This window comes from Pseudomonas sp. 28 E 9 (assembly GCF_900004785.1).
Taxonomy (GTDB): domain Bacteria; phylum Pseudomonadota; class Gammaproteobacteria; order Pseudomonadales; family Pseudomonadaceae; genus Aquipseudomonas; species Aquipseudomonas orientalis_A.
Map to the genome: position 1 here is coordinate 127,961 of NZ_CVTK01000042.1, position 11,261 is coordinate 139,221.

12 protein-coding genes are annotated in these 11,261 nt (G+C 60.7%); 5 read left to right on the forward strand and 7 right to left on the reverse strand.

What is annotated here, in order from left to right:
• Window position 1 precedes the first annotated feature (1 nt).
• Window positions 2-1,603, forward strand: a complete 1,602-nt coding sequence (locus BFQ00_RS10995) for an ABC transporter ATP-binding protein (RefSeq protein ID WP_065933538.1) — start codon at window positions 2-4, stop codon at window positions 1,601-1,603.
• A gap of 18 nt (window positions 1,604-1,621) precedes the next feature.
• The gene (locus BFQ00_RS11000; RefSeq protein ID WP_065885242.1) at window positions 1,622-2,515 is read left to right on the forward strand and encodes an AraC family transcriptional regulator; all 894 of its coding nucleotides are present in this window, start codon (window positions 1,622-1,624) and stop codon (window positions 2,513-2,515) included.
• On the opposite strand, the gene BFQ00_RS11005 is transcribed toward BFQ00_RS11000, so the two are convergent.
• From BFQ00_RS11005 to BFQ00_RS11015, 3 genes are all read right to left on the reverse strand, one after another.
• The gene (locus tag BFQ00_RS11005; protein WP_065933539.1) at window positions 2,457-3,044 is read right to left on the reverse strand and encodes a LysE family translocator; all 588 of its coding nucleotides are present in this window, start codon (window positions 3,042-3,044) and stop codon (window positions 2,457-2,459) included. The genes BFQ00_RS11000 and BFQ00_RS11005 overlap by 59 nt on opposite strands.
• Before the next feature lie 105 nt (window positions 3,045-3,149).
• Window positions 3,150-3,779, reverse strand: a complete 630-nt coding sequence (locus BFQ00_RS11010) for a ribonuclease T2 family protein (protein ID WP_065933540.1) — start codon at window positions 3,777-3,779, stop codon at window positions 3,150-3,152.
• Window positions 3,780-3,824: 45 nt separating this feature from the next.
• Window positions 3,825-4,802 carry a Gfo/Idh/MocA family protein gene (locus BFQ00_RS11015; RefSeq protein WP_065885239.1) on the reverse strand — a complete coding sequence of 326 codons (978 nt, stop codon included), beginning with the start codon at window positions 4,800-4,802 and terminating at the stop codon, window positions 3,825-3,827.
• Between the two features lie 125 nt (window positions 4,803-4,927).
• Between BFQ00_RS11015 and BFQ00_RS11020 the strand changes: the two genes are divergently transcribed.
• Window positions 4,928-5,290 carry an NUDIX hydrolase gene (locus BFQ00_RS11020; RefSeq protein ID WP_065933541.1) on the forward strand — a complete coding sequence of 121 codons (363 nt, stop codon included), beginning with the start codon at window positions 4,928-4,930 and terminating at the stop codon, window positions 5,288-5,290.
• Window positions 5,291-5,601: 311 nt separating this feature from the next.
• Here the strand turns inward: BFQ00_RS11020 and BFQ00_RS11025 are convergent, their stop codons facing one another.
• The 4 genes from BFQ00_RS11025 to BFQ00_RS11040 form a co-directional block, all read right to left on the reverse strand.
• Complete coding sequence (locus BFQ00_RS11025; RefSeq protein WP_065933542.1) at window positions 5,602-5,862, reverse strand: hypothetical protein; 261 nt, start codon at window positions 5,860-5,862, stop codon at window positions 5,602-5,604.
• Between the two features lie 3 nt (window positions 5,863-5,865).
• Entirely contained in the window at window positions 5,866-6,312 is a 447-nt protein-coding gene (locus BFQ00_RS11030) for a GNAT family N-acetyltransferase (RefSeq protein WP_065885236.1), read from the reverse strand.
• Window positions 6,313-6,408: 96 nt separating this feature from the next.
• A complete protein-coding gene (locus tag BFQ00_RS11035) occupies window positions 6,409-6,738 on the reverse strand; it encodes a hypothetical protein (RefSeq protein ID WP_065895349.1) in 330 nt (109 codons plus the stop codon).
• Between the two features lie 82 nt (window positions 6,739-6,820).
• On the reverse strand, window positions 6,821-7,258 hold the full coding sequence (locus BFQ00_RS11040) for a DUF3995 domain-containing protein (protein WP_065885234.1): 438 nt from the start codon (window positions 7,256-7,258) through the stop codon (window positions 6,821-6,823).
• A 93-nt stretch (window positions 7,259-7,351) separates the two neighbouring features.
• On the opposite strand from BFQ00_RS11040, the gene BFQ00_RS11045 reads away from it, so the two are divergent.
• Window positions 7,352-7,741 carry a DUF2946 domain-containing protein gene (locus BFQ00_RS11045; RefSeq protein WP_065933543.1) on the forward strand — a complete coding sequence of 130 codons (390 nt, stop codon included), beginning with the start codon at window positions 7,352-7,354 and terminating at the stop codon, window positions 7,739-7,741.
• Window positions 7,742-7,834: 93 nt separating this feature from the next.
• Window positions 7,835-9,961: a TonB-dependent receptor gene (locus BFQ00_RS11050; protein WP_065933544.1), complete on the forward strand. Its 2,127-nt coding sequence runs from the start codon at window positions 7,835-7,837 to the stop codon at window positions 9,959-9,961.
• Window positions 9,962-11,261 lie beyond the last annotated feature (1,300 nt).

Sequence of the window (11,261 nt, forward strand, 5' to 3'; positions counted from 1 at the left end):
GATGAATCAGGACAATCTGATCGAAATCCGCGACCTCAGTGTCGAGTTCGTCACCGGCGAGCATCAGCATCGCGTGGTCAATCACGTCAGCTTCGATATCAAGCGCGGCGAAACCCTGGCCCTGGTCGGCGAAAGCGGCTCGGGCAAATCGGTGACGGCGCATTCGATCCTGCGCCTCTTGCCCTACCCTCTGGCCCGGCACCCCTCCGGTACCATCAACTACGCCGGGCAAGACCTGCTGACGCTCAAGGAAAAGACCCTGCGGCACATTCGCGGCAACCGCATCGCGATGATCTTCCAGGAGCCGATGACCTCGCTGAACCCGCTGCACTGCATCGAGAAACAGATCAACGAAGTGCTCGGCCTGCACAAGGGCCTCACCGGCAAGGTCGCCACCCGGCGCACCCTGGAACTGCTGGAACTGGTGGGCATTCCCGAGCCGCACAAACGCCTCAAGGCGCTGCCCCACGAACTCTCCGGAGGCCAGCGCCAGCGCGTGATGATCGCCATGGCCCTGGCCAACGAGCCGGAACTGCTGATTGCCGATGAGCCGACCACGGCTCTCGACGTGACGGTGCAACTGAAGATCCTGGAACTGCTCAAGGAACTGCAGGCGCGCCTGGGCATGGCGTTGCTGCTGATCAGCCACGACCTGAACCTGGTCCGCCGGATCGCTCACCGGGTGTGCGTGATGCAACAGGGCTGCATCGTCGAACAGGCCGACTGCGAGACGCTGTTCCAGGCGCCGCAACACCCTTACACCCAGGAATTGCTGGCGGCCGAACCCAGCGGCGGGCCGGCCGGCAATGCCGTGGGGCCGACGCTGCTGGAAGTGGACGACCTGAAAGTCTGGTTCCCGATCAAAAAAGGCTTTTTGCGCAACACCGTCGATTACGTCAAGGCCGTGGACGGCATCAACTTCAGCCTGCCCCAGGGGCAGACCCTGGGCATCGTCGGCGAAAGCGGCTCGGGCAAATCCACCCTGGGCCTGGCGATCCTGCGCTTGATTGGCAGCCAAGGCGGGATTCGCTTCGAAGGCCAGCAGCTTGATCGCCTCACCCAGCAACAGGTACGCCCGTTGCGCCGGGAAATGCAGGTGGTGTTCCAGGACCCCTTCGGTAGCCTGAGCCCGCGCATGTGCGTCAGCGAGATCGTCGGCGAAGGGTTGCGCATTCACAAGATGGGCACGCCGGCCGAGCAGGAAGCCGCGATCATCGCCGCGCTCAAGGAGGTCGGCCTGGACCCGCAATCGCGGCATCGCTACCCCCATGAGTTTTCCGGTGGCCAGCGCCAGCGCATCGCCATTGCCCGCGCCCTGGTGCTCAAGCCGCGCCTGATCCTGCTGGACGAACCGACGTCGGCGCTGGACCGTACGGTGCAACGCCAGGTGGTGGAACTGCTGCGCAGCTTGCAGGCCAAGTACAACCTGACCTACCTGTTCATCAGCCATGACCTGGCGGTGGTCAAGGCGCTGAGTCATCAGTTGATGGTGGTCAAGCAGGGCCAGGTGGTGGAGCAAGGGGACGCCGCGACGATTTTCGCCAACCCGCAACATGCCTATACTCGGCAATTGCTGGAAGCGGCCTTTCTGGTGCCCGCATAACAGGCAGGAGCCATCGCCATGTCGTTGAACAGCCCCGCTCACCCTGCGCACTCGCCGCGCTTCTGGCGCGACGAGCGTCTGCCGTTCATCGAGGCGCGCACCATTGCCGATGGGCGCAAGGTCACCTACACCCGCCACGCCCATGAGCATTTTTCCATTGGCGCTATCACCGCCGGGCGCAGCTATTACCACTATGGCGAACAGACCTTCGTGATCAGCGCCGGCACCGTGGTGTTGATGAACCCCGGCGACGTGCATGCGTGCAATCCCATCGAAAACGAGCATTGGTCCTACCATATGCTCTACCTCGACACGCCCTGGCTGACCGACCTGCAGCATCAGTTGGGGTTTAGCACCGACCAGGGTTACCGTGCGTTCAACACGCCCCATACGCGGGATACCGCGTTGTACAACGGCTTGCTGGCGCTGTACCGGCTGTTGGTGGATGAACGGGCCGAACTGCTGCACAAGCAGAGCGCGCTGGTGGGCTACTTCAGCGAAGTGCAGCAACGCCTGAACCCTTCCCTCACCCCCATGCGCGAGGTCAATCACAAGCTGGAGCGGGCCGCCGACTACATCCGTGAACACTGTACCGAGGCCTTGAAGCTCGAGGACATTTGCCTCGCGGCCGAGCTGTCGCCGTCCTACCTGATCCGCGCCTTCAAGCACTATTACGGGCTGACGCCCCATGCGTTCCTGGTCAACCACCGCATCCAGTTCGCCCGCACTCAACTGCGCAATGGCGCGCTGATCGCCGACGTCGCCCTGGCCGCAGGCTTTGCCGACCAGGCGCATTTCCAGCGTGCGTTCAAACAGCATTTCGCCGCCACGCCCGGGCAATACCGCGAAACGCTCAAGCCATCAGCAAATAACCCACACTGGCCACCAGCAACGCGGCCATGGAGCGGTTGAAGACTCTGACCCCCTTGGGATTGTGCAGGTAGCGCCGCAGAAAGGTTCCGGCGTAGGCCCAGCACGCCACCGACAGGTAGCAGATCACCAGGTAGAGGCTGGCAAACAGCCAGACTTGCCTGGGCTCGCCGTCCGCCGCAAACAACCCCATCCCCGCCACACAGGCCAGCCAGGCTTTGGGGTTGAGCCACTGCATGATCGCGCCATACAGCATCGATGGCGCAGTGGCGGCGCCATCGGCGTGCAACTGCCCATCATCCACGGCGAGCTTCCAGGCCATGTACAACAGGAATGCCACCCCGCCCCACTGGATCAGTTGGGTCAGGATCGGCCAGCGCAGCAGCACTTCGTGCAAGCCCAGGCCGATCAACACCAGCAGCAATGTGAAGCCGACAGCCGCGCCAAGCACATGCTTCTGGCTGGCGGCAAACCCGAAGCGCGCGCCGGCACTCAAGGCGACCACATTGACCGGTCCCGGCGTGATGGACGTGGCCAGGGCGAAGGCGGCCATGGAAAGAGTCAAGCTCATTGCAGTTCCTTTTCGTGATGCCAGACAGGGATGGCATCACGGTAAAGGCTGGAATGGCTGAGGTATTGAACAAAATGCCCCTCGGACAGCGCTAGACATTCGGAATCAGCGCTGCGCCGGAATCCGAATATCGCCATCGCGGCACTGGCTTTTCACGCTGCGTGGGCAGCCGGCGAAGGCCAGGTCCTTAGTCAGGCATACGCGCACCTCAGACAACACCTTGCCTTTGCAGATGACGGCCATGCCGTGGTCGCCCATGCGCGGGTTGCTGTCGCGGAACAGTGCCTCGATCTCGCCGGACGACAATGACGGTGGCGTGTTGAATGGCTGCAGTTGTTGCGGAATGACCACCGTGCCCAACGCCGTGTCGGATTTTTCCAAATACTCCATCGGCTCAAGCCCGCTGCAGGTCCCATGTTTGGCCCATTCGTGCTTGAGCAACGCACGCGAAGGGAACAGCGTGGCGCCTTTTTCCAGCGCTTCATCGCTCAACCGCGATTGCGTCGCACAGGATGCCGGCCACCCGCCTTTGGCATATTGCGGCCACAGCCCATGCAGTACAAAGCCGTAGCCCTTGCCCGAACATTGCTCATTGTTCGGGTGCGTCAGGCAAAACGTCGGCGACCATGACAGCGACAACACATAAAAATCAAATTCCCCCGCCTGCCCTTGATTGCGCGGCGCCGCCGTCACGCCAGTCACGATCAACAGCCACACCAGCATCCAGTATTTCATCGCGATATCCTTCCAAAAAAATGAAGCATCACGCTATCGCGCTGACTAAGGGTGTTGGGAGTAACGTTGCAGCACCTTGTCCAGGATGCGATCGGTCTTCAACGCCTCGATCGCCAGCGAAGGATGTTTGGCATCGCCACGGATATGGGCATTCATCGCCAGTACGTGGTGCCATTGGATATGCGCATGGCACGGCACCTCCAGCACCTCGTCGGTCTCCCCTTCGAGGCGCAGCGGCTGGTCTTCGAATACCGCAAACGTGATGCGCCCACGGCTGCCGATCAGCTCGACCCGGTCTTCGCGGCGGTCAGCGACAAAGTTCCAGCAGCCCATGCCCAATGCGCCATTGGCGAAGGTCCAGCAGGCCGTCACTGCGTCCTCCGCCGCATAGCGTCCGGCCTGCCGCGCGGTAAAGCCCGAGACCTCGACGATATCGCCCGCCAGGTACTGGAACAGGTCAAAGCCGTGGCTGGCCAGGTCGGCAAAGTAACCACCGCCGGCAATCGCAGGATCCGTGCGCCAGTTGGCCGGGTGGGTGTCTGCCGGGGCTGCGGGCTTGCACAGGGTCCAGGTCAGGTGGCGCAACTCGCCGATACGGCCTTCCTGCAACCAGGTGCGCACCTGCTGGAAACGCGGCAATGAGCGCCGATAGTAGGAGACGAACAGATGCAGCCCGGCGCGCTCGAAGGTGCGTTGCATCAACGCACTCTGCTCGGCGTTCAACGCCATGGGCTTTTCGACGCAGCAATGTTTGCCCGCCGCCGCCACCATCAAGCTGTACTCAAGGTGGCTGTCGGGTGGCGTGGCGATGTACACCGCGTCCACCTCGGGGTCGTCGATCAGGGCTTGGGCATCGGTGTAGAAGCGGGCAATGCCATGGCGTGTCGCATAATCGCGCACGGCTTCCTCACGGCGTCCCATCACGGCGACCAGGGCCGAGCCTGGCGCTTTGTAGAAAGCCGGTCCACTCTTCAATTCGGTCACACTGCCACAGCCGATCATGCCCCAACGTACGGTGCTCATCTGCTCTCCTCGTTCGTTCAAATCAGTCGGGCAGTATCCACATACACGGCCCGACGCGCCATAACCACTTAGCATGACAATTGCATTACACTTTTATGACAAATATCCCGTAACAGGTATAAACGATGAAAATACGGGCCACCGTCATCTGCGAACACAAAGGGCACATCCTCTTTGTACGCAAGGCCAGATCGAAATGGGCATTGCCGGGCGGCAAGGTAGAGCGTGGTGAACGCCCGGTGGGCGCGGCGCAACGCGAGCTGGAAGAAGAGACGGGGTTGAACGTGGACGGCTTGCTGTACTTGCAGGAGCTCAAGGCCCGCGACACCCTGCATCATGTGTTTGAAGCTTCGGTCGTGAATATCGACGAGGCACGGCCGTGCAACGAGATCGTCGAATGCCAGTGGTACGCCTACGGTACCCTCGACGAATTGGACACTACCGACGCCACCCGACACATCGTCAAGTCCTTTCTGCGCCGCCTCTGATACGGCGCTCTGACGGGCGAGTTGTGTCGGCACTGGGGTGCGAAGATCAAATTCCAGGCAAAAAAAATCCCAAGTAGCTGATGGAAACTTGGGATTTAAAAATGCATAAACCGTGGGAGGTGAACGCCCGGCTATAGTAGCGACTGCAAAATCGGCTCACAAGATTATTTTATTCCTTTCGTCGGATTAAACCGTTGTAAGTCATTCAATAACCACATGTTTTTTAAGGTAAGAGGCCTGTCTGTGCCACTTTTTGGTGCAAGTTAGCGACCGATACCGAACTTAATCCATTGTATAAATAAGGTTATTACTTATTCCACTTTTACGCGGTTCAAAAACTCTATGTTCACTTGCTCGCATGCCTTGCCAAGTTCGACATGGGTTGAGGCGTTCGCACCGGCGACCCGCTTCAAATGAACGCACAAGGCCAACTGCTCGGCGGCGGCTTCACGCTGGCGGTCCGCCTCGGCATTGAGTTGTACAAAATAGAAACCCAGCAGCGCCGCAACCCCCAGCACGCCCACCACGAAGTTGCGCAAGCTGTCGGCTGACTGGGAGACCGAAGCGCTCATAAGTCAGCGCGCCCTGCGCTTTTCGTAGCGGACGTCGTCACCGTCTGCGACGCCAGCGTTCAGCCAACCCAGGCGCTGATAGAACCCGTTGGCGCGGATCTCATCGCGACCATCGGTGATGAGGTACAGGCGGTCGTGATGTTCGAACAATGCCGCCTCGGCTTCGGCCATCAACTGCCGGCCCAGCCCCAGGTTCTCGTGCGTGGGCAACACGAACATCGCGAACACCTCGCCAGCCTCCAGATCGACCATGGAAAAGGCCGCCGCCTGGCCGTCCACTTCCGCGACCCAGGCGCACGGGGCGGTGCGCAGGGTGTCGGTCAGTGCCTGCGGTGTGATCCCCAGGTCAGCCATCTGTTCGACACTCAGGTGGTTTTGCACCACAGACGTACGGATTGTAATGAGCGTGTCGACGTCATCGACGGTCGCCGCTCGAATAAGCACATGCATACACGCCTCCCGATCAAGGAGGTGATTGTATGCAAATACTTACACGGCATTTGTCGTGGATTTGTAAACCGCTGCGCAGGAACCTGCGACAGGCGCTTATTTGCGCGCCACTTTATAACGCAGGCAATCCTGATAGAAACTCTGGCGAATCGCCTCGGGCTTGAGCCGTGAGCGGCTGTCATAGGTCTGCTCGGTAATGCCCATGGCCATCATGCGCATCCACGATTTGTTGAACTTGAGGGTCTGGATCTTTTGCCGCGCGGCGTACAGCGACACCCCCGAGAGCTTCAATTCCTGGGCCCTGGCGGCCGTGCCCGCGCCCCAGCTGCACATATATTTGTCGCCCTCGCGCAGCTCTCGTGCCTGCACGGCTGCCGCGCCGCCGGCCAGTGAACAAGCAACCAGCATGATTCCCACAGTGCGCATTGGCTTCCTCACCTAACCACCTGAAAATAAAAGCGATTCTGGCGAGAATTTTGTTACAGAGGGGCCATCAGATTGCCTTATCTCAGGCCCATGCCACTACCAACAGGCCAGCGCCCAACACCAGGCACAGCGGCGAATAAAAGTAGGTGTCCAGCCTGGCGAACCTTGAGCCCACGACCTTTTTGAAAAAACCCACCAGCTCCGAATCGCCGATCGCCCGGGCAAACATCACCACGGCAATCGCACTGATCCCCCATTGCAGCGCCCCATGGGACACCGGCGAAAAATACAGTCCGGCACGCAGGCAGACCAGCAGCGCAATCGCCACCAATCCCATTGCCACCAGGAATGTACCCAGCGTCGAGGGCTTGAAAGCCGGCCTTGGCCCGCCGGCAAATTCGCCGGGTAATTGCGGTATGGCGGCCAGGCTGCCGAATTTTCCACCGGCGGCCCAGTACAAATGCACCATGCTGATGCAGGTGAAAATCCCGACGATCCAGCGCGCAACGACGAAGCTCATGGCGGGCGTCCCCAGAAATGGTGGGAATGAGCTTAGACGCTCTGATATTTTTTGCAGGTATTTCGTCGGCAGCTGATGGTAAAGTGCCGCCCCATGAAACTTGCCCGAACCGACCGCTCGCTCATTGCCTGGATGCTGTATGGCTGCGTCCTGTTCAATGTGTTCGCCTGCAGCATCGGGCACGGGCAAATGGTCGGGATGCAGCTCAACGGCATCAGCGGTCAGTTCTGTACGGTCGACCCGCGCACCCAGGCGCCCGTGCAATCAGACTCTACCGATGAGAGCCTGCCAACACTGTCCAAGGCGTTCGGTTGCCCCCTGTGCTCCACCGGCGGCATGGGCCCTGCGCTCAGCAGTCACCTGAATGTAGCGGTGTTGCCACAGCCGCACGCCCCGCCTGCGGCCGTGGTACTTGCCGCCGACATCCCCGCCCGTCTCACCTGGCCCACGGCCCACCCGCGCGCGCCGCCCGCCTTCGCCTGATCCCTGCGCTGTCCCTGCGCACCGCCCCCTGTTTCCATGCGGAAATACGCGCGGTCGTGCGTTGTTTTCACGCCAAGTTTTCAGGAATCAACCATGAAACATTTACCCTTGCTGGCGGGCCTGTGCGGCTGCCTGCCTGTTTGCGCCCCAGCCCTTGAGCTGGCCCCGACCACCATCGAAGGCGAGCAAACCGTCGATCCCGGCCTGTCCCTGGATCAACCCAGCGGCATGGCGTCGCGGCTGGGATTGAGCATGCGCGAAACCCCGGCGTCGGTGGCCGTTGCCACGCGCAACGACATCGAACGCCATGGCGCCAAGACCTTTCGCGATGCGGCCAATACCCTGCCCGGCGTCAACGCCAGCGCGCCACCGGGCTTTGGCGGGTTCGTCTCATACCGCGGGTTCACCAGCAGCCAGATCACCCAGATGTTCAACGGTATCAACGTCGCCACCGGCCTCGCGCGGCCGGTGGATGCGTGGATCTACGACCGTGTCGAACTGGTCGGCGGTCCCTCCTCCCTGATCAATGGCGCAGGCTCCGTAGGCGGTTCGCTGAACTACGTGACCAGGCTGGCCAGCCGTGAGGAACACGCCGTCGAGGGCCAGTTGACCTATGGCAGCCATGACACCGCCGGCCTGGCGTTGGGCCTGAACCATGCGCTCACCGAGCCCGGCGCCGAGGTGCAGCATTACGCACGCCTGGATGTGAGCCGCAACACCCAGCACAGCTACATCGACCGCGACCAGCGCGAGGCCTGGAGCATGGCGTTTTCCCTGCTCAGCGACCTGACCCCGGACCTGTCCCACACCCTGGCCCTGGAATACCAGGACGAGCACGAAGACAGCCCCTACTGGGGCACTCCCGTGCTCAACCCCAAGGCCGGCGAGCTGAAGATCGACCGGCACAACCGCTTCAACAACTACAACGTCGCGGACGGTCGCTATGAGCAGCGCACACGCTGGGCACGCTCGATCATTGACTACCGGATCAACGACAGCACCACCCTGAAAAACACCCTCTACCACCTCGACAGCCAGCGCGATTACCGCAACCTGGAAACCTACCAGTACAACGCCGACAACAGCGCGGTGAACCGCTCCACCGCCTATCAGGTGCGGCATCAGGGTGAGCAGAACGGCAACCAGTTCGAGCTGCGCCATGAGGACACCGTCTTCGGCCTGGCCACCAGCTGGTCCGCGGGCTTCGAATACAAGGTCAACAGCACCACCAACAGCCCGCTGAACGTGCCGGGCAACAGCACCGTCGAGCCGAACGGCTATCAGCCCGGCCATTTCTACGACATACCGGGCACGCGGCGCGGTTTCGTCAAAGACAAGACCAGTGCAGTGACTACAAAAGCGTTGTTCGTGGAAAACCGCCTGGGCTTGACCGACACCTTGTCGCTGCTCACCGGCCTGCGCTACGACGCCATCGACCTGGACGTGACCAACCACAGAACGGTGACAGCCGCCAACCCCAGGCACCTCCAGCGCAGTTGGGAACCGGTGACCGGGCGCGTGGGCTTGACCTACCAGTTCATGCCCTCCGCCAACGTCTACGTGCAATACAGCACCGCCGCCGAACAGCCGAGCACCACGACTCAGGTGTTCGACGTATCGACCGGCAAGCAATGGGAAATAGGCAGCAAGTTCGACTACCTCGAGGGTCGCGGCGCCGCCACGCTTGCCGTCTACAGGATCGAGCGCAAGGACTTTGCGGTGACCGACCCACTGGACCCGACCCGCAGCATTCCCGTGGGTGCGCAGTCATCCAGGGGCATCGAACTGGCCAGTTCGCTGCGCATCACCCCCCGATTACTGGCTGAAGGCAACGTCGCCTGGGTCGACGCGCAATACGACGACTTCAACGAGAAAACCGCCAGCGGCTCCGTGGTGTCGCGTCAAGGCAATACACCGACCAACGTGCCCAAGCGCGTGGGCAATCTATGGCTGACCTATGACTTTTCAGAAAATTGGCAAGGCGGCGTCGACGCGCGCCATGTCGCCCAGGTGTATGCCGACAATGCCAACACCCAGACGGTGCCGGCCTACACGCTGTTCGGCAGTTTTCTGCGCTATAAAGTGGACACACACACCTCGATAACCGGCCGGGTGCGCAACCTGACCAATGAGGTGTATGCCGAATTCGCCCACGTATCACCGGCGTATTACCTCGGCTCACCGCGAACGTTCGAGGTGGCTGTACAAACCCGATTCTAAAGCTCAAATGCAAGCAATGTGAGAGGGGGCTTGCCCCCGATTGCAGTGTGTCAGCTTGCACATCGGTATCTGACTGACTCCTATCGGAGCATAGGTATCTGCACAATTTTCCAGACCGTAGCAGCCAACGGTAACCACGATGCGAAGCGAGTCGCTCTTGATCTGCTTTTGATCTCAGGCGCCCCGTTAAACCACGCTGGCCGAACGCAGGCTTGAATCCGTGGGCAACCCGGCAGGACGCCGGGTTAGCCGCCCCGCGCCATGGATGGCGCGTGGCGGCGGCCCACGGATTCAAGCCTGCGTTCGGGCACACCGAGCCTAAGCGAGGTGCCGAGTGGTGGGGCAAGAGCGTTTTGCTTACTTTTGCGCTTTTCAAAAGTGAGCCGCTGTAAAAGCGGAACCCATAGCAGCCGTTACCGCAGAAACGGATATGTACTCGGTCCAATCCAACATCCTGGTCGGCTCTGAGGCCGCCATCGGGGGCAAGCCCCCTCCCACATTTGGATTGCAGTACATCAGTCAGATAGCTATAGGCTGTCCCGCCTTCATGGGAGCAAGTCTCCACATTTGGATTGCAGTGCATCAGTCAGACAGCTATAGGCTGCCCCGCCGTCATGGGAGCACGCGCAAAAAATGTGGGAGGGGGCTTGCCCCCGATTGCAGTGTGTCAGCTTGAACATCCGTGTCTGGCTGACTGCTATCGGAGCATAGGTATCTGCACAATTTTCCAGACCGTAGCAGCCAACGGTAACCACGATGCGAAGCAAGTCGCTCTTGATCTGCTTTTGATCTCAGGCGCCCCGTTAAACCACGCTGGCCGAACGCAGGCTTGAATCCGTGGGCCGCAGTCAGGGCGGAACCCTAAGCAGCCGTTACCGTACTCGGTCTGATCCAGCATCCTGGTCGGCTCTGAGGCCGCCATCGGGGGCAAGCCCCCTCCCACATTTGGATTGCAGTGCAACAGTCAGATAGCTATTGGCTGTCTGGCCGTCATGGGAGCAAGCCTCTACATTTGGATTGCAGTGCATCAGTCAGATCGCTATAGGCTGTCCGGCCGTCATGGGAGCACGCGCAAAAAATGTGGGAGGGGGCTTGCCCCCGATTGCAGTGTGTCAGCTTGCACATCGGTATCTGGCTGACTCCTATCGGAGCATAGGTATCTGCACAATTTTCCAGACCGTAGCAGCCAACTGTAACCACGATGCCAAGCGAGTCGCTCTTGATCTGCTTTTGATCTCAGGCGCCCCGTTAAACCACGCTGGCCGAACGCAGGCTTGAATCCGTGGGCAACCCGGCAGGA